A 17,626-nucleotide genomic window follows, 5' to 3' on the forward strand; every position below is an offset into this window, starting at 1 on the left:
ATGTTTGTGCGTTCAGTATCTTCTAAAGTAGTACAGAATGTGTCTTCTCCTGAAAATCGATCCTGCTTGCACGACATCCGATGGTCCATCCGATACCTGATGACGAGAATGCACGATTAGCGGCGTTGCGGGAGTATGGCCTGCTGGATACGCCGCAAGAGGAGGCGTTCGATCGCATTACGCGGTTGACCGCCCGCATCTTCAATACATCGACGGCCCTGATCACACTGGTAGCTGAGAATCGGCAGTATCTAAAGGCCTGTACCGGGTTCACCGTGATGGAGACGCCCCGGGAGATGTCGTTTTGCGCCCACCTATTGCGCCAGCCCGACGTCCTGGTGATATCCGATACGTACGACGACCCGACTTTCCGTCATCATCCATTCGTCACGCAGAACGCGCCGTTCACGCACCCTGCACCGGTGCGTTTCTATGCCGGCGCGCCGTTGCGGGCGCCTGCTGGTCATACGTTGGGGACGCTCTGCGTGCTGGATGCGCAACCGCGAGGTCCGCTATCGGACCTTGAAAAGGGCGTGCTGCGTGATCTCGCCAGCTTGGTGATGGACGAGTTCGAATTGCGCCGCCTGCAACGCGCGGCATCGGATGGCGGTGCGGTCTTTACCGCGCGCGCGGCCCGTTCCAACCATGCGGTTTTGATACTCGACACCCACGGCAGGGTGATCGACGCCAATGCGCGCAGCGCGGCCACGTTTGGTTACGACACGGATGCGTTGCTGGGTAAGCGGATCGACGCGCTGATCAATCACGCCTGGCAGGCGGTGATGGTGTTGCGCATGGACACCACCTGCGTCGGTGAGATGGCGCCGGCCGTCTCACCGACGCAGACCCGCGATTTGCGTGCTACACGGAGTGACGGTACGTCGCTGGCGGTCGAGATGTTCGTCGCGTCTCTGCCGGTGCAGACCGTGCCGATACCGTTCAGTGCGATGGCCCCGGATCAGCCGTCGGAGCGGAATGGTCGGATGGGTTGGGTAGCTCATTCCGATACGGTCGACCCGCATCGCGATGCGGCCCTGGCGACAGCGGTAGACGTGCAGCGCTTCGATGGATATGGTTTGGTGATTCGCGATCCGGCGCGCCGTCGCAAGCTCGAATCGGACTTGTATCGTCTGGCGCGTCTCGATCGCCTGACCGAAATGGCAAACCGCGATGCGTTTCTCGATCGTTTAAACGACATCATCTCGGAACGACGCGCGCCAAGCGACCTGCTGCTGATCGATTTGCATGAGTTTCGCATGGTGGCTGACTCGTGGGGGCCGACGATAGGCGATCAATTGATGCAAGTGATCGCCAACCGTGTACGGGAAATCACGTGTAATCCCGAGGCGGTCGATCATGCGCAGTGCATGGCTGGACGGGTTGGTGAGAACGCGTTTGGCATCTTGTTATGGCCGGTCCCCGAGGGGGATAAGACCGTATCGGCGCAGCAACATCCCGGACGCTCGACAACCAACGTCGCGGAGAAGGCGACGATGATGGGACAGGATTTCCTGGCGCAAGTACGTATCGGCCCTTTGTGTGATCGCTTGATTGCCGCGATTGGACGGCCCGCAAGTGTCCAGGGGCACAGCGTATCCATCAGTGCGTGTATCGGTTCGGCCTCTTTTCCGGCCGATGCGAAAGATGCGAATGAGTGGTTGTCCAACGCGGACCTGGCTTTGTTTCAGGCGAAAGCGTCTGATCCAGCGACCTACCGGTTTTTCGTCCCGTCGTTACGCGAAACGGTGCTGCGACGTCGCATTCTGGAATACGAACTCGGCGAAGCGGTGGAAAACGGGCAGTTGGAATTGTTCTATCAGCCGCAGGTCGATCTTGCAACGGGGGAGGTGCTCGGCGCGGAAGCCTTGCTGCGCTGGCGGCATCCTTCACGGGGGCTGCTCGCGCCAATCGATTTTCTGGATGTCCTCGAATCCACCGCCCTGGCCGCAACGGTCGGGGAACGGATTATCGCCACGGCTTGCGAGCAAGCGGCGCGCTGGCGCAATCGCGGCTTTCCGCAGTTCCGGATGAGCGTCAATTTGTTCGGTCGGCAAGTGACCAGTGGCAATCTGGTGTCGCAGGTCATGACGCCGCTCGCACGCTTCAACTTGCCTCCGGATGCGATCGAGATCGAGTTGACCGAGTCGACCATTCTGCGGCGTGACAGCGTCACGCTCGAGCCGCTTCGTGAACTTCGCAATGCCGGCGTACGGATTGCATTCGATGATTATGGGACGGGCTATGCCTCATTGAGTCTCCTCAAGGATTTCCCGCTGACGCGTTTGAAGATCGACCGCGCTTTCGTGACAAACCTTGTGCATGATGCGGCGGACGCCGCCGTGGTGCAGGCGATCATCTTTCTTGCCAAGCATTTTGGCTTGCACGTCATTGCGGAAGGGGTCGAAACCGAAGAGCAAGCCGTGCGCCTGCGCCAGTTCGATTGCCCGCAGGCGCAAGGCTATCTGTACGGCAAGCCGGTTAGCGCTGAGGAGTTTGAATTGCGGCATCTGCGGATGCCACACGCATTCCCTAGCGAGCCGCAGCATATCCTGACTGTGTAGCGACGGGGCGCGGCGTTCAGCCGGCGGTCCCGATGATGTCGATTGCGCGGGTGGGCACGCTTTCTCCGTCGGGCATTGCGCCGCCACGTCGATATTGATACAACCCGACATTGATCGCACCCGCGGCGAATCCTCCCTCGCAATAGGCAAGATAATATTCCCAGAGTCGGCGAAAGCGCTCGTCGAAACCCATCGTTCGGATGACGGGCCATTTGTCCAGGAAACGCTTACGCCATTCGGCAAGCGTGGCTGCGTAGCTGAGGCCGAAACAGCGTTCTCGCAAGAGCGGCAAGGATACCGCGTCACCCAGCGAATGAAGATGCGATGGCGCCGGCAGCATGCCGCCTGGGAAGACGTAGCGTTGAATGAAGTCGACATCATCGCGGTAAGCATCAAAGCGCGATTCGGCGATCGTGATCACCTGGAGCACAGCGACGCCGCCTGGGCGGAGGCATCGCGACAGCGCGTGGTAGTACGTCGACCAATACGTTTCTCCAACGGCTTCGAACATTTCGATTGACACGACACGATCGAACGTACCCTGCACGTCGCGATAGTCCTGAAGTCGAACCGTCACTTGGTCCATCAATCCGGCGGCCATCACGCGCGCGGTGGTTTCATCGAACTGCGCTTGCGACAACGTCAATGCCACCACATGGCAGCCGCGTTGCGCGAGCCGAATCGCCAACGCTCCCCATCCGCAACCGATTTCGAGTACGCTCTCCCCGCCCTGCAACATCAGCAGACGTTCTATTTCGTCAAGTTTGCGCGCCTGCGCGGCCTCTAGTGTCTGCCGCATGTCTGCTGACTGCCCGGGTGGCAGGTCGCATGGATAGATGCCGGACGAGTAGCACATCGATGCATCCAGCCACGCTTCGTAAAAGGCGTTTCCAAGATCATAGTGTTCAGCAATGTTGCGTCGGCTGCCGCACCGCGTGTTTTCACGTCGCTTGTGCTTGCGGTGGTCGGCGAGGCGCCGCCACCAGGTGCCGGAAAGCGTGCCGTCCAGCGCATCACGGTTACGCGCCGCCAAGGCGATCAAGGCAGCAATGTCGGGACTCGACCAGTCGCCGTCGATGTAACTTTCGGCAAACCCGATATCGCCGTCGCGTAGCAGGCGCAGCAGCATGCGCCACCGATGTAACACCAACGTGGCGTGCGCGCCGGGCGTCTGCGGGTCGGCATCGGCGTCTGCTTTTCGCTCCTCCCCATACCGCTCGGATGCGGGGCTATGCGCTACTACTACGCCTTCCGGAGTAATCACTCGCAAGTTTCCCCATTCCAGACGCGCCAACAGGCGTTGCAGGACGGCGGTACCCACGCGTTGCAATAGGCCGCCGCGCCGTGATCGCGGGGAAGGCCCCGCATCCTCTTCGCGGGAGAGCGTGACCTGCCGCGGTTCCAGTGATTTATATCGGGTTGCGCACATGGTGGATGGAATCCGGCTAGTGATGAATATCGGGCATGTCGCGCGTGGTGCCGTCCGCGGCCACGACACTCAATGGTGCAGGTATGCCTGGCAGCGGATGGAACGTTGCACCCTTGCGCCAGATGAACAGGGCTTCCCAGTGGATGCCGGCCACTACCTTCAACGTCAGCAAGGGGTGTGTGAAGAACGTCCGGAGCAACGTGGCGTCACTGAACGTCCGACGGTGCGCGACGTAGGCGGCGTCGAGCATCGGCTTGCCATCGGGGCGTTGGCCTTCACGCCCCTGCAGGCGGGTGTCGATTGCAATCGACAAGCGTGCCGCCGGTGGCGTCACCCGGAAGATATACCGCATTCCGAGCGGCAGAAACGGCGAGACATGGAAGCGTTTGTCACATGTCTGACGGATCAGTTGATCGGCGCCATGGCGATGCGTGGCATCAACGGGGATCACATAGGTGTGTCGTTGGCCAAATGTGTTGTTGACCTCGTAGATGATCGCAATGACGACGTCGGCGTCATCGTAGCAGTAATAGACGGATAGGGGATTGAACGCGTAACCGAGGACGCGCGGCATGCATAACAGTCCAATACGATGGATGCGGCTTGCTGTGTCTGGGTGCGCGAGCATGACCCGCGCGATGGCCTGATCACGCAACGGCAGGGCGCTGCCATCGCCATGATCCCGGTCATGAAATGCAAACACATTGAAGCGGTTACGGGAGAAAAAACGGCAACGGCGGGCCGTTTCGTCCAAGCGATCCAGATCGAGGAACACCGAATACACCCGATAGCGCAAGTTGTGTACCTTGGGCGCATGCCGATGATGTGTGACGATGCCTGTATAGAGCGCGGCATCCTGTCTCATGGCAGGGCCTTTTCGGAAGGCGCCGTAGCAGGGGCGGGGGCCCCAGGGGGCGATAGGACGCAGCTCGGCGCGCTGGGAACGGAAGCGGGCAAGGCGGCACTCGCCGGATCGATGATCGACGGCCCGATGGTGTTCGTGGTACCGGGTTTAGGGATTCCGGTGACAGCGCCTAGCGGGATGCGGCCGGATTCGTTCGCCACCGTCCAGGGGCGACGAACGCCTCCCAATTGTTCGGCCACGGCCAGGCCGGCTTGCAAGCCGTCCTCATGAAATCCAGCCCCGAAATACGCACCGCAATACCAGGTGCCGCGATGTCCCTGCAAGGACCATAACGCGGGTTGCGCCCGAGCGGTCGCCTGATTGAATATCGGATGACTGAAGCGGCGTTCCTGGTACCGCAACGCATCCGCCGGTGCGCGTTGCGGGTTCAACGTGACAAACAAGGGGCAGGCCGGGTCGAGGTGCTGAAGACGGTTCATCCAATAGGTCAGGCAAACGGTCTCGGGGCCATCGGCGTGCTTGCTGTTCTCGGACCGCCCCAGATAATTCCAGCTCGACCACACGGCACGCCGTCGCGGCATCAGCGTTGCGTCGCCGTGCAGCACGACAGTGTTATCGGCGTAGTGAAATGGGCCCAGAATACGTGTTTCCGCCGCATCGGGGTCGTCGAGCATGGCGAGCGTCTCATCGGCATGTGAAGCCATGACAACGGCATCATACGACGCACTATGCCCGTCCGTGCCTTGGATCCAGACCTGGCCGGTCCGCGTGAAGTCGTGCCTGGAGACGTGCGCGGCCGCGCCCCATTGAGCGATGCGCGAGCCATAACCGGCGGTCAATCGTTTCACATATTCACGGCTGCCTCCCCGTACCGTGCGCCATTGCGGCCGATTCCGCAGCCGGAGCAAGCCATGGTTTTCACAAAAGGTGACGAACGCCTGAGCCGGATAGTCGAGCAATTGCGCCGCCGATGCCGACCAGATCGCGGCGGCCATCGGCAGCAGATGATGATTCAGAAAGGCGTCTCCGTAACCCTGGCTTTTCAGCCAATCGCCAATGCTCATGTCGTTAAAGCGGCCGAGATGACGGGGCGCTTCGTGATAAAAGCGCAGTAGGTCACGGAGCATGGACCAGAATTGGGGCGATACCAGGTTTCGGCGTTGCGCGAACAACGTGTTCAGATTATCGCCGCCATATTCCAGCGCACCATCATCGAATGACACCGATAGCGACATGTCGGTTGCCTGTGTCGGGACATCGAGGTGCGCGAACAGTGCCGTCAAATTGGGATAACAAGGCGTGTTGTAGACAATGAAACCCATGTCTACCGGCAACTGCGCTCCGTGCGCATCCGCGACCTCGACGGTATGGCTGTGTCCGCCGAGGGTAGCGCACTCGTAGACCGTCACCCGATGACGTTCCGACAGCAGCCATGCCGCGCTCATACCGCTAATGCCTGAGCCAATCACGGCGACCCGCAACGGGCGATGCATGGCCGACTGGCCGGGCATTTTTGCAACAGGATGGTTGGACGATATGGCGGTTGAATCGGCGTATGGCACGTGACGTTCTCGCTTGACCCTGTCACTATCTTACATAAACGGTAAGCTTCACGTAGGGTCGGTAAAGTTGATCCGAAGGCCGGGAAAGTCGTTTTGCGCGACGTCCTGCAGTCGCGAAGTGCCGTCTCACTGCGGTTGGTGTAACAACGGCTTGGCTGAATTTGCAATCGACCGGGTCAGAAACTGCTACGCTTCTCTCTATGTATACGTTCGCATTGCGAGCGCGGATCACATCAAGGGAAAAACATCGTGCGGGTGATCCACTCGCGCGTCCATTACGTAATAGAAGAAGACTATGCAATTTCAGCGTGCGCAAATTCCGCTGCGGCTGGTCGACGGCATTCTGTGGGGACGCAGACGCATGACCGATGTCTGGGTGGCGTTCACCGGATCGCGGGTGCGCGGCCCGAGTTGTTCGGCTATCACGGGCTCTGCATTCAACGTTATCGTGACCACGGCCGGTGTGGGCGAGGTGATGTCTTGAACGACGCGCTAAACATTGCGCCGGGCAGGCCACCGGGCTCGCCTGAACGTCATGCGTGGTTGATCCTGCGGATTGCGGAAAGCGCCGATCGGGCGGCATTTGCGGAATTGTTTGACTATTTCGCGCCGCGCTTGAAAGGTTTCCTGATGCGTGGCGGCAGCCCGCCGGAGAATGCCGACGATTTGAGTCAGGAAGCCATGCTGATGGTCTGGCGCAAGGCGGCGCAGTTCGATCCGGCGCGCGCTGGGGCCGCAACGTGGATCTATACGATCGCACGAAATCTGCGGATTGACGCGGGTAGACGCGGGGTGCTCGAGACGATTAGCGACGACGCGCTCGAGCAGGCCGAAGGACAGGCGGCCGAACATGGCGCGGTGGACGACGTGAGCCGATGGGCGGAGGCGAGCCAGCGCGACGCACGGGTTCGTGAGGCCGTGCAGCGGCTGCCGGACGAGCAGTTGAAAGTGGTCATGATGGCGTTCTTCCACGGTCGGGCACATGCCGATGTGGCGCGCGAGTTGGCTTTGCCCTTGGGCACGGTCAAGTCGCGGTTGCGGCTGGCGACTCAGAAGTTGCGGGGTATGTTGGAAACGTGGGCGGAGTAACGCACCGCGTTGGTCGTACCTGTTGCCTGGAAGGATGACGGACGATGTGTGCGATGTACGTTGTGCCGTGTCGCGGAAACGAAAAATGGTGTTTGGCGTGCATTTTTATAATCAGGCGGTTTCAGAGGACATTGTGATGATCGAGCATCATCCTAGCGACGAGACATTGACGCGATTATCGGCGGGCGACCTGGAGGCCGGTCCGGCGTTGGTTGTGGCGACGCATATCGCGCAGTGCCCACATTGCCGTAAGGTGATGCGCGTACTCGAAGGGGTGGGCGGCGCGGCGCTCGATGAGGGTGAACCGATGCCGTTGACCTCGGATGTGTCGGCGTTGCTGGCCGATCCGGAGCACGCGGCCCGGCAGCGCTTGGTTGGCGCGGAAGGGGGGCGGCGCGGTCAACGTTCCGCGGGATCGGGGGCCGCGATCAAGGCAGGGGGGGCGCCATCCGCGTTGCGTTCAGTGGTTGCGAATGCCTGGCGCGGTAATGTTGCGACGCGTCGTCGAAGCGCGTGGGACGGCCTGACATTGCCTTCACCGCTTTCTGCTTACGAGGCATCGCCTTGGCGCATGGTCGGACCTGGTATTCATTGGGCGCGCGTATTGATTCCGGAGGACACATCGGCGAAAGTGCTGCTGCTGCGTGCGGAGCCCGGGACCGGCTTGCCGCAGCATACTCACACGGGCACGGAATATACCTGTATTCTCCAAGGCGCATTTCAGGATGGCGCGCGCCACATGCAGCTAGGGGATTTGTCCGAGTGCGATGAAACCGAACAACACCGACCAATGGTGAATTCGGGCATCCCTTGTGTTTGCGTGCTGGCGGTGGAAGGCTCTCTGGTGATGGATGGGTGGCTTGCGCGATTGGCGCAACATATCGTCGGACTTTAGACACGGTGGTGAGGCAAATTGAAGCGTGTCTTCAATAATCGAGTAATGATAAGGAGTGCGATATGCTGACGGGGGCGCAAATCGGATGGAATGCGCTCATGGCGTGGGCCGTGTTGGCCGGTGTCATGGGGGTGGCCTGGATCGCGGCGGTACGCACCGGAAATCATGGCTGGATCGACGTGTTCTGGTCATATGGTATTGGTATCGTTGGCGTCGGTGCATCCTTCGTGCCCGTTATGTACGCTATGGCAAGCCCTTCCACGACGGTGGATGCATGGCCGCGTGCCGCGCTCGCCGCGGCGATGGTCGCTGTATGGGCCATCCGGCTGGGCACGCACATCGCGCGCCGGTCCTTGCGTGGCAAGGATGATCCACGGTACGCGCAACTGCGGAAGGAATGGGGCGCTCGCTACCGCATGCATCTATTTGGTTTTTTGCAGATTCAGGCGCTTGCCGGTGTCCCGCTTGTCGTCGCGGTGATGTTGACCGCCGGACGGGCCGTGCCATTCGCCGATTGGCGTGACGGCGTGGGGGTTGTCGTATTTCTTATTGCATGGCGCGGCGAAGCCATCGCCGATTTTCAACTGCGGCAATTCAGCCGTGGTGCGCACGCGGCGGGATCTGTATGCGATGTCGGCCTGTGGCGTTGGTCCAGACATCCCAATTATTTCTTCGAATGCCTTTTGTGGTGTGTGTGGCCCCTGATTGCCTGCGCACCGCTGACCGCGCCGTGGTCGGTGTTGACCCTGCTGGCGCCGCTTCTGATGTACGTGTTGTTGGCCCATGTATCAGGCATTCCGCCGCTTGAGGCCCATATGGCACGGTCACGTGGTGCTGTCTGGAATGCCTACGCGGCGAGGACATCGGCATTTTGGCCGCGTCGTCCGGCATCTTGATGGGCCCTTCGGGTTGCTGCGGATGGGGGTGGTGCGCCACATCACGCTACCGTGTTTCCCACGCGCTTTGTCGCAAGCTTCCGTATCACATTCGTTCGAACGTTCACTGCACGACGGCCAGTCGAGGGCACCTATGAATCCGATAGCGTCACTTATCAATGTTGCGGAACGTTTTCCGCTGCCGGATGCGGTGACGCTTGCCGGTATCGCCTACCTTGTCGATAAAACCGCACGGAAGACCGCGGACCGGTTGGTAGACCCGGCTGAGCGCGATGCGGCGTTCGCGGCGGAGATGAAACGTTTCCCGATCGCGGTGCATACCGACGCATCGCGCGAGCAGCACTACGAGCTCCCTCCGGTTTTTTTCGCTCTTATGCTAGGGCCGCGCCGGAAATACTCTTGCGGCTATTACCCATTACAGCAGGCGACTCATGCACCGGTGCACGCGGATCGCATAGGCGGTTCATGGGCGACCACACCGGGCAACCATGCCGGCGCGCTTGATTCAGAAGCGCCGGCATCCGAGACTGCGCACGAACGGGCCCTGGAACGCGACGACACGGCGCTGCCGCAAGCGGAGGAGGAAGCGTTGGCGCGCAGTTGCGCGCATGCCGAATTGGCGAACGGCCAGCGCATTCTCGAACTGGGATGTGGCTGGGGTTCACTGACGATCTGGATGGCGCAGCACTATCCTGACGCGCGCATCACCGCAGTATCGCATTCGGCATCGCAGCGTGAGTATATCGAATCCGTATTGGCGACGCAGGGTTTGCTGAACGTGGAGGTCATCACCGCGGATATGAACGATTTTCAGGTAGACGAGCAGGTGCCGCGGTTCGATCGCGTGGTTTCGGTCGAGATGTTCGAGCATATGGCCAATTGGCGTGGGCTGCTCGAACAAGTGCGACAATGGCTCGTGCCAGGAGGCAAGTTGTTCCTTCATGTTTTCACGAATCAGGGCGCGCCGTACCGCTTCGATCACACGGACCAGAAGGATTGGATCGCGCAACATTTCTTCACCGGGGGAATCATGCCCAGTCACACGATGATCGTCCAGTTCGATGACTTGTTCGAGTTGGAAAAGCAGTGGCGCTGGGATGGTACGCATTACGAGCGCACGGCGCGTGACTGGTTGGCGAACTTTGATCGGAACAGTGATGCGATCGACGGCGTATTGCGTGATGTGTATGGCACCGATGCGGCGCTGTGGAAACGTCGCTGGCGCTTATTCCTGTTGTCGACGATGGGCTTGTTCGGGCATCGCAATGGTAGCCAGTGGGGCGTGTCGCACTATCGCCTGGTCAGACGGGAAGGGTGATCGCGAGATCGCGCAACACGGCGCCGGCCTGGCCCTCGATTTTCAGCGATAGCAACGCATCGGCGCGCGTGTGACCCACATTGAGCGCCGCGAGGGGGATACGGCGCTCGGCCGCGGCAACGGCGAACCGATAGCCCGAGTACACCATCAACGACGATCCGATGATGAGCAGTGCGTCGGACGCGTCCAGCGCCGTCCTGGCTTCACGGACACGTTCCGGGGGAACGCTTTCACCAAAGAACACCACGTCGGGTTTGAGCAGGCCACCGCATCCGGCATGATCTGGCACATCGAATTGCGCAAAAGTGGCAAGCTCGAGATCGGCATCGCCGTCCGGTGCGCCGGGCGCGTCCAGGGTCGCGAAATGCGGGTTGCGTCGCGCCAGCTCGTCCTGCACGTCGGCGCGGGGCAGTCGCTGCCCGCATTTCAGGCAGCGCACGCCGTCCAGGCGTCCATGCAAATCCACCACGTGCGTGCTTCCGGCAGCTTGATGCAGGCCATCCACATTCTGCGTGACCAGTAAGGATAACCTATCGTCCTGCTCCCAACGCGCCAGCGTGCGGTGGGTGTCATTGGGAACCGCCGCGGCCAAATGACGCCATCCGATCATGGCGCGTGCCCAGTATCGCCGCCGCGTGGCCGGTTCTGCCGTGAACGCTTGCAACGTAATGGGCATCGGCCGTTTCCACGCGCCATGGCGGTCACGATAATCGGCAATACCCGATTCGGTGCTGCATCCCGCGCCGGTAATGACGAAGACGCGGCGATGCGCCCGCATGAATACGCGCAATTGTTCGCGCATGGTTTCCAGCGCCGTCGCGGAGGGCGCATCGGGTGCAAGCGCTTCAATGGCGGGCGTGCCGATCGGAGGGGTATCAGTCATTGCGCATCCGTGCCTGCGCGATATTGCTGTTTTCCGGCACCGAGTGCGTAAGCCAGACATTCCCGCCGATGGTCGAATTCCGGCCGATCGTGATGCGCCCGAGAATGGTCGCACCGGCGTAGATCACGACGCCGTCCTCGACAATCGGGTGTCGCGGAATACCCTTGATCAAGGCGCCGCTGTCATCCTCGGGGAAGCGTTTCGCGCCGAGGGTCACATGCTGATAAAGCCGGACGTGTTCCCCGATGATGGCAGTCTGACCGATGACGACGCCCGTGCCGTGGTCGATGAAAAAACTGCCGCCAATCCGCGCCCCCGGGTGAATATCGATGCCGGTCGTCGAATGCGAGATTCGTGAGATCAGGCGTGCGATGAAATGGGCCCCGAGGTTCCATAGTGCATGCGCGATCCGGTGGTAGATGATCGCAATCGTGCCAGGATAACACAGCAAAACTTCCGAAATACTGGCGGCGGCCGGGTCGCCGGCATAAGCGGCCCGTACATCGCTGACCAGCAACGCGCGGATGGTGGCCAACTGCTCCGCGAACGTCTCGGTGATCTCACCCGCGCGGATGCGACAGGTTTCCGGGTCTGGCTGCGCATCTTCGGTAAAGAGCAAGCCACGACGGATCTGCTCATTCAGCACGCGCAAAGCATTACTCAATGTCGCGCCAACAAAAAAATCGATATCGCGATCGGTGAGGTCGGTGCGTCCATAGTGCGTCGGGAACAATGCGGCGGCGAGGGCTTCCATCGTATCGCCAATGGCGGTCCGCGACGGCAATTCGCGTACGCTGCCGCGATGTCGGACGTTATGCGTCGACTCCCTCGAATTGCGCAGTGCGGCAACGATATGGTCGAGCGGCAAGCGATCGTCCCTTCGCTCGGAGGTGTCTCGCGTCCCCGTGCCGATGAGCGGCTCCTCCGGCGTTGGCGAATCACCGTCACGGGCCAGCAATCCGCCGGGTAGGAGCGACGTGGTTTTGACACTTTCTTTCATACGTGTTGCATAAGGAAAGGTGGTAATGCGTTGTCATCGGCGCGGGCGGCACGGGACCTGTTGCGTACGTAGCCCCACTTATTCGGGTCCAACCCTTTACGCGAACGTGTCCAGCGGCCATGGGGAATGGGCCGCATCATCCGGTGCTTTCGATCATTTTACTGCCGGCCGACAAGTCGTGCCGGACCATTGCTCCACAGCCGCTTCGTCGTCGGTTGCACCAATATCAAGTTTCGTGAAGGCAGCGATCCGACCTCGCGTTACGCGGCGCGTATAACGTGCGGCGCATTGACGCACCAGGCGTGTATCTTGCGTTATCCTTGTGATGCGAAAGTATTTGTTTCTTTCAAAAGAATCATATTGTTATGGTGTTGTAACGGGGTTTAGGCGGGAATTTTGTGCTGGCAAAGGTAACGTGACGTGCGGCGGCCTGTCGCGTCGTCCTGGTGCGCGACATCTGGGATGATGTTGATAGCTTTCCCACGCCAGAAAAATAACAGACGTGCAAGTGGGGGCCTGCGTTCTAGCGCGGCAGTCCGGGCATGCATGACGCACGACTTGCCGGGCGATCGAACCCGGGTTTCCCCGTACAACAAACGGCTCTATCTTACAAGGGTTGCCCGATTGTCAGTGACAGGCCCTAAGGACGCATCATGTCGGTGAATTTCAGTGCGGTGGATCTCGCCCGCTTCCAGTTCGCATTCACGGTTTCGTTTCACATCATTTTCCCCGCGCTCAGTATTGGCCTGGCGAGCTTTCTCGCGGTGCTGGAGGGGGTCTGGCTGAAAACCCGCAACCCGATCTACAAGGACATGTTCATGTTCTGGTCGAAGGTATTTGCGGTGGGTTTCGGCATGGGTGTGGTTTCGGGAGTGGTGATGAGCTACCAGTTTGGAACGAACTGGGGCGGATTTTCAACATTCGCCGGGCCGGTTACCGGGCCGTTGCTGAGTTATGAAGTGCTGACGGCCTTCTTTCTCGAGGCGGGCTTCCTCGGCGTGATGTTGTTCGGCTGGCATAAGGTCGGCCCAAAGGCGCATTACGCCGCCACGCTGATGGTGGCCATCGGCACGCTGATCTCGACATTCTGGATTCTGGCGTCCAACAGCTGGATGCAGACGCCGCAGGGCTACGAGATCATCAACGGCCGTGTAGTCCCGACGGACTGGTTCAAGATCGTCTTCAATCCGTCGTTCCCATACCGCCTGTTCCACATGGCGATCGCGGCATTCATCGTGGCGGGCCTGGTCGTGGCAGCCAGTGCCGCCTGGCACATGCTGCGGGGCCGCCAGGACCCGGCAATCCGCAAGTCTTTCTCGATGGCGCTATGGCTGTTGTTGATCCTGACGCCGATTCAAGCGGTCGTTGGTGATGCGCACGGTTTGAACACGCGTCAGTACCAGCCGGCGAAGATCGCGGCAATCGAGGGGATATGGGATACGGAGCGGGGTGTCGCGCTGAACCTCTTTGGTATTCCGGACATGGAAAACGAAGAGACCCGGTACCGCATTGCGGTCCCGCACCTGGGCAGCCTGATTCTGACGCATGAGTGGAACGGCGAAATCCGCGGCCTGAAGAGCTTCCCGAAGGAAGACCGTCCGAACTCGACATTGATCTTCTGGACGTTCCGCATCATGGCCGGTCTCGGGATGCTGATGATTCTGATGTCGATCGTTGGCCTGGCGATGCGCAAGGGCGGCAAGATTTATGCGGCGCGCTGGTTCCAGCGCTGGGTGCTGTGGATGGGCCCTACTGGCTTTCTGGCGTTGTTGGGCGGCTGGATCACGACCGAAGCCGGTCGCCAGCCCTGGGTCGTGTATGGCGTGATGCGTACCGTGAATGCGGCATCGCCAAACAATGTCCAGGCGATGGGCATATCGTTGATGATGTTCGTGATCGTCTACTTCCTCGTATTCGGTACGGGTATCTACTACATCCTGAAATTGATCCGCACCGGTCCGGCATTGCCGATGGCCAGTGACCGTGAGAAGTCGCACCAGTGGGGCGATGATGGCCGGGGAGATCATGCCCAGACTGCCCGCCGGCCACTGTCCGGCTCTAACGAGTCGATTGAAGCGCACTGATCGCAGCCCTCGCGAATAAAGAGCAAGCAAATGGATATCACTTTTATCTGGGCGGCGATCATCGCGCTTGGCGTATTCATGTATGTGGTGCTGGATGGCTTCGATCTGGGGATTGGCATTCTGTTCCCGTTCTTTCCGGAGCACCACGACCGCGACGTGCTGATGAATACCGTCGCGCCAGTGTGGGACGGCAACGAGACCTGGCTGGTGCTGGGGGGAGCGGGCCTGTTTGCCGCGTTTCCGGAAGCGTACTCGGGCATTCTGTCGGCGCTGTACCTGCCGCTGATCTTCATGTTGATCTGCCTGATCTTCCGCGGTGTCGCCTTCGAGCTGCGTGCCAAGTCGCGCCGTACGCGTAACCTCTGGGATCTGGCATTCATACTGGGCTCGGCGGGTGCGACGTTCTTTCAAGGTATTGCGCTGGGCGGCTATCTGTCCGGCATCAAGATGGAGAACGGCGCGTTTGCCGGTGGGGCGCTGGATTGGTTCACCCCGTTCAGCCTGTTCTGTGGTTTCGCTTTGCTGATCGCGTATGCGGTATTGGGCTGCGCTTGGCTTATCGCGAAGACCGATGGCGATTTGCAGCGCAAGATGTATCGCCTGATGTTGCCGCTGACGGTGCTGTTGTTGGGCGCGATCATCATTGTCAGTATCTGGACCCCGTTGGGCAACGATCTGATCGCCAACCGCTGGTTTGCGATGCCGACATTGCTGTACTTCTCTCCGGTGCCGATCTTGACGCTGCTGTGCGTGTGGGCAATGCGCATATCGGTCAAGAAGCGTCACGACCGCATGCCGTTTGTCTGGGGCCTGGCGTTGATCTTCCTGTGCTACACAGGGTTCATTCTGAGTCTGTGGCCGAATATCATTCCGCCGTCGGTCTCGATATGGGATGCCGCCTCGCCGCATTCGAGCCAGCTATTTGCGTTGATCGGCGTGGTCATCGTGTTGCCGATCATTCTTGTCTATACGACCATGGGATATTGGGTGTTCCGCGGCAAGGTGCGCCACGATGACCCCGGTTATCACTGATCCAGACGTGATGTCGGACGTGACGCCGTCCGTTACCCTGTGGTGTTCGACGCCTGGCGTGCTCTCTACAGATTCACTATTCTCTTTCGCTGACAGGTGATGCCATGAACCGTAACATGCCTTGGCTGGTGGCCATTCGTAGACCGTTCCAAGCGGATGTGGGTACGCGGGGTCCGCGGGCGGCGGATGGGAAGGCACCGCGTGCCAAGCATCCGATGCTGTGGTTCGTGATGCTGTATGGCGGTGGCGTTGGCGTGACCCTGGTGGTGGCGATGATTTTCCATGTCCTGGTTTTTTCCGCTGCTTGAGCACCAGGGCAAAGTCATCGATAAGAGGTGACGATAACCGTACAACGCGTGGCAAGTCGCCCGGGAGGGCGGCACACAGGCCCGCGGGCATTCTCCACCTTGTCGCTTATCGCGTCGTCCCTATCGCATAATTCGATTCGATGGCGTGCAGATACGCTGTCAGCGCGCGCTTAATCTCTCGTAGATACACGCTCGCTTTTTGCAGGTTGCCCTTTGCCGCGCCGAGTCGGATCTTGAGGCTGCCTACCGCGAGCGCATTGATCATCTCGGCATAGACTTGACGTTCGGCCGGTTTCGCATCCGGTACCCTGGCATCGATCACCGCCCGCAAATTGCGAATACCTTCTTCGTGATCCTTATCATCCTTTGGGCATTCCACGAAGATGACCAGACAGTCCGGATTTCTCTCGAAGTAGTCAATTACAGGGCTGACCAACGCGTTGATCACTTCGGCAGTGGAGAATGCCCGCCATTGCGCGGTTGTGATTTGCAACGTCGTGGCGTGGATTTCCTCCAAAGCCGCATCGTGACGATCGCGTAAGGCCAGCACCAGCGCTTCTCGATCCGGGAAAAAGTGGTACATCGATCCAGTGGGGGTTGCCGCGCGCTTTGCGACCTTGTGCATCGTCACACCCGATACGCCGGATTCGACGATCAACTCCGCCGCAGCATCCAATATTGTCTCGAATCGTGCCTTGCCGCGCGCGCGCTGCGGTATACGCGCCGCTGTGGCCGGCTTGACGTCTTCCGCTTGCGTACTGGGCACTGCTGCTTTTTCAACCATTTTCCCTTCCCGATGTCTTGATCGTGCCGATTGGACGACGTGCTCGAACGTCGATGCCAGCAACAATTATCCGCGATTTCGACTGCGTCGACGGATGTTTGGCCCAGACGTGGCGTGGATATGGACAAAGCGGTTACGGCGCCGTGGTCCGCCGGCGTTCTGTCGTTTTTTCGCCAGTCGCCCTCTTTATCGAATTGTATTAGACAAATTTATCTAGAAATAACATAATAGACAAAAATATCAACTAATGCGCCGCTGTCGACGCTACGACACGCATCGCGAGCATGCCTTGAAAACTTTTCCTGATCTGATCGTATGCGGGTGTTGTGACACGGTATATCGCCGCCCGGTGCTGCGGCATGGCGAGTCATACGTGTGTCAGTCGTGTAATGCGCCGTTGTTTCGGCGGCCGGGCATTTCGATGGATGCGTGGCTGGCGCTGTCTGTTGCAACCGCCGTCGCTTTTTTTATCGCCAACGTCTGTCCGGTAGTCCGCATCGGGTTCCAAGGCGCATTCAATGATGCCACGCTCGGGGCTGCCGTCTGGGCGCTCTGCCAGGACTATACGGGCGTGATCGCGATTCCGGCGGCGTTTGCCGCCATTGTCGCGCCTGCCACCCAGATCGCTCTTTTGACATGGGTGCTTTTTCACGCGCGGCAGGGCCGGCTCGCCCCTGGTTTTGCGCGTGCGATGCGCGTTATCGCGGCCATGCGTCATTGGAGCATGGTTGAAGTGGCCTTGCTCGGCGTGTTCGTGACGATGATCAAGCTTTCCGCCACGCTGCATGTCCAGCCGCTTTCTGGCGTCTGGGCACTGACCATGTCGATGATCGGTTTGACCGTTATTGCAAATCGGGACATGCACGCAGTGTGGTCGCTGGCGGAGCAACGCTCGCGGCCTCTTGATGACGGAGCGTGAT

The 17,626-nt window shown here is 60.0% G+C and carries 16 protein-coding genes; 10 read left to right on the plus strand and 6 right to left on the minus strand.

What is annotated here, in order from left to right; translation table 11 throughout:
* The first annotated feature begins 80 nt into the window (after positions 1-80).
* Complete coding sequence (locus WM40_RS06925) at positions 81-2,561, plus strand: sensor domain-containing phosphodiesterase (RefSeq protein ID WP_024904089.1); 2,481 nt, start codon at positions 81-83, stop codon at positions 2,559-2,561.
* Between the two features lie 16 nt (positions 2,562-2,577).
* Here the strand turns inward: WM40_RS06925 and WM40_RS06930 are convergent, their stop codons facing one another.
* Genes WM40_RS06930 through WM40_RS06940 form a run of 3 tightly spaced genes read right to left on the minus strand, consistent with a single transcriptional unit; the run spans position 2,578 to position 6,366 of the window.
* On the minus strand, positions 2,578-3,990 hold the full coding sequence (locus WM40_RS06930) for an SAM-dependent methyltransferase (protein WP_082102481.1): 1,413 nt from the start codon (positions 3,988-3,990) through the stop codon (positions 2,578-2,580).
* Between the two features lie 16 nt (positions 3,991-4,006).
* Positions 4,007-4,855, minus strand: coding sequence for a DUF1365 domain-containing protein (locus WM40_RS06935; protein ID WP_024904091.1), 849 nt, complete (start codon positions 4,853-4,855; stop codon positions 4,007-4,009).
* Entirely contained in the window at positions 4,852-6,366 is a 1,515-nt protein-coding gene (locus WM40_RS06940; protein WP_082102482.1) for an NAD(P)/FAD-dependent oxidoreductase, read from the minus strand. Before WM40_RS06940 ends, WM40_RS06935 begins: the two co-directional genes overlap by 4 nt.
* Before the next feature lie 346 nt (positions 6,367-6,712).
* Between WM40_RS06940 and WM40_RS06945 the strand changes: the two genes are divergently transcribed.
* From WM40_RS06945 to WM40_RS06965, 5 genes are all read left to right on the plus strand, one after another.
* The gene (locus WM40_RS06945) at positions 6,713-6,901 is read left to right on the plus strand and encodes a hypothetical protein (protein WP_046152516.1); all 189 of its coding nucleotides are present in this window, start codon (positions 6,713-6,715) and stop codon (positions 6,899-6,901) included.
* Positions 6,898-7,506 carry a sigma-70 family RNA polymerase sigma factor gene (locus tag WM40_RS06950; protein WP_024904094.1) on the plus strand — a complete coding sequence of 203 codons (609 nt, stop codon included), beginning with the start codon at positions 6,898-6,900 and terminating at the stop codon, positions 7,504-7,506. The genes WM40_RS06945 and WM40_RS06950 overlap by 4 nt, the downstream gene beginning before the upstream one ends.
* Before the next feature lie 136 nt (positions 7,507-7,642).
* Positions 7,643-8,401 (plus strand): ChrR family anti-sigma-E factor, encoded by a 759-nt coding sequence (locus WM40_RS06955; protein WP_157685743.1) that lies wholly within the window; start codon positions 7,643-7,645, stop codon positions 8,399-8,401.
* 62 nt (positions 8,402-8,463) lie between these two features.
* A complete protein-coding gene (locus tag WM40_RS06960) occupies positions 8,464-9,297 on the plus strand; it encodes a DUF1295 domain-containing protein (RefSeq protein ID WP_036010743.1) in 834 nt (277 codons plus the stop codon).
* 133 nt (positions 9,298-9,430) lie between these two features.
* On the plus strand, positions 9,431-10,615 hold the full coding sequence (locus WM40_RS06965) for an SAM-dependent methyltransferase (protein WP_046152572.1): 1,185 nt from the start codon (positions 9,431-9,433) through the stop codon (positions 10,613-10,615).
* Here WM40_RS06965 and WM40_RS06970 read toward each other — a convergent pair.
* Positions 10,599-11,498 (minus strand): NAD-dependent protein deacetylase, encoded by a 900-nt coding sequence (locus tag WM40_RS06970; RefSeq protein ID WP_082102484.1) that lies wholly within the window; start codon positions 11,496-11,498, stop codon positions 10,599-10,601. The two genes, WM40_RS06965 and WM40_RS06970, sit on opposite strands and share 17 nt — an antisense overlap.
* Positions 11,491-12,498, minus strand: a complete 1,008-nt coding sequence (gene epsC / locus WM40_RS06975) for a serine O-acetyltransferase EpsC (protein WP_082102485.1) — start codon at positions 12,496-12,498, stop codon at positions 11,491-11,493. Before epsC ends, WM40_RS06970 begins: the two co-directional genes overlap by 8 nt.
* Positions 12,499-13,151: 653 nt before the next feature.
* Between epsC and WM40_RS06980 the strand changes: the two genes are divergently transcribed.
* The 3 genes from WM40_RS06980 (at position 13,152) to WM40_RS06990 (ending at position 15,922) form a co-directional block, all read left to right on the plus strand.
* Positions 13,152-14,582 carry a cytochrome ubiquinol oxidase subunit I gene (locus WM40_RS06980; protein WP_024904100.1) on the plus strand — a complete coding sequence of 477 codons (1,431 nt, stop codon included), beginning with the start codon at positions 13,152-13,154 and terminating at the stop codon, positions 14,580-14,582.
* A 30-nt stretch (positions 14,583-14,612) separates the two neighbouring features.
* Positions 14,613-15,614, plus strand: a complete 1,002-nt coding sequence (gene cydB / locus WM40_RS06985; RefSeq protein WP_024904101.1) for a cytochrome d ubiquinol oxidase subunit II — start codon at positions 14,613-14,615, stop codon at positions 15,612-15,614.
* A 104-nt stretch (positions 15,615-15,718) separates the two neighbouring features.
* The gene (locus tag WM40_RS06990) at positions 15,719-15,922 is read left to right on the plus strand and encodes a hypothetical protein (protein WP_024904102.1); all 204 of its coding nucleotides are present in this window, start codon (positions 15,719-15,721) and stop codon (positions 15,920-15,922) included.
* Positions 15,923-16,028: 106 nt separating this feature from the next.
* On the opposite strand, the gene WM40_RS06995 is transcribed toward WM40_RS06990, so the two are convergent.
* Positions 16,029-16,706: a TetR/AcrR family transcriptional regulator gene (locus WM40_RS06995; protein WP_024904103.1), complete on the minus strand. Its 678-nt coding sequence runs from the start codon at positions 16,704-16,706 to the stop codon at positions 16,029-16,031.
* Between the two features lie 289 nt (positions 16,707-16,995).
* Here WM40_RS06995 and WM40_RS07000 point away from each other — a divergent pair, with 289 nt between their 5' ends.
* Positions 16,996-17,625 (plus strand): paraquat-inducible protein A, encoded by a 630-nt coding sequence (locus tag WM40_RS07000; RefSeq protein WP_024904104.1) that lies wholly within the window; start codon positions 16,996-16,998, stop codon positions 17,623-17,625.
* Position 17,626 lies beyond the last annotated feature (1 nt).

The organism is Robbsia andropogonis (assembly GCF_000970345.1).
GTDB lineage: Bacteria > Pseudomonadota > Gammaproteobacteria > Burkholderiales > Burkholderiaceae > Robbsia > Robbsia andropogonis.

What these genes read in the sequence shown, in the direction of transcription:
- WM40_RS06925 (WP_024904089.1), top strand. Translation starts at nt 81, where the DNA reads ATGGTCCATCCGATACCTGATGACGAGAATGCACGATTAGCGGCGTTG.
- WM40_RS06930 (WP_082102481.1), bottom strand. Translation starts at nt 3,990, where the DNA reads ATGTGCGCAACCCGATATAAATCACTGGAACCGCGGCAGGTCACGCTC.
- WM40_RS06935 (WP_024904091.1), bottom strand. Translation starts at nt 4,855, where the DNA reads ATGAGACAGGATGCCGCGCTCTATACAGGCATCGTCACACATCATCGG.
- WM40_RS06940 (WP_082102482.1), bottom strand. Translation starts at nt 6,366, where the DNA reads ATGCCCGGCCAGTCGGCCATGCATCGCCCGTTGCGGGTCGCCGTGATT.
- WM40_RS06945 (WP_046152516.1), top strand. Translation starts at nt 6,713, where the DNA reads ATGCAATTTCAGCGTGCGCAAATTCCGCTGCGGCTGGTCGACGGCATT.
- WM40_RS06955 (WP_157685743.1), top strand. Translation starts at nt 7,643, where the DNA reads ATGATCGAGCATCATCCTAGCGACGAGACATTGACGCGATTATCGGCG.
- WM40_RS06960 (WP_036010743.1), top strand. Translation starts at nt 8,464, where the DNA reads ATGCTGACGGGGGCGCAAATCGGATGGAATGCGCTCATGGCGTGGGCC.
- WM40_RS06965 (WP_046152572.1), top strand. Translation starts at nt 9,431, where the DNA reads ATGAATCCGATAGCGTCACTTATCAATGTTGCGGAACGTTTTCCGCTG.
- WM40_RS06970 (WP_082102484.1), bottom strand. Translation starts at nt 11,498, where the DNA reads ATGACTGATACCCCTCCGATCGGCACGCCCGCCATTGAAGCGCTTGCA.
- epsC (WP_082102485.1), bottom strand. Translation starts at nt 12,498, where the DNA reads ATGAAAGAAAGTGTCAAAACCACGTCGCTCCTACCCGGCGGATTGCTG.
- WM40_RS06980 (WP_024904100.1), top strand. Translation starts at nt 13,152, where the DNA reads ATGTCGGTGAATTTCAGTGCGGTGGATCTCGCCCGCTTCCAGTTCGCA.
- cydB (WP_024904101.1), top strand. Translation starts at nt 14,613, where the DNA reads ATGGATATCACTTTTATCTGGGCGGCGATCATCGCGCTTGGCGTATTC.
- WM40_RS06990 (WP_024904102.1), top strand. Translation starts at nt 15,719, where the DNA reads ATGAACCGTAACATGCCTTGGCTGGTGGCCATTCGTAGACCGTTCCAA.
- WM40_RS06995 (WP_024904103.1), bottom strand. Translation starts at nt 16,706, where the DNA reads ATGGTTGAAAAAGCAGCAGTGCCCAGTACGCAAGCGGAAGACGTCAAG.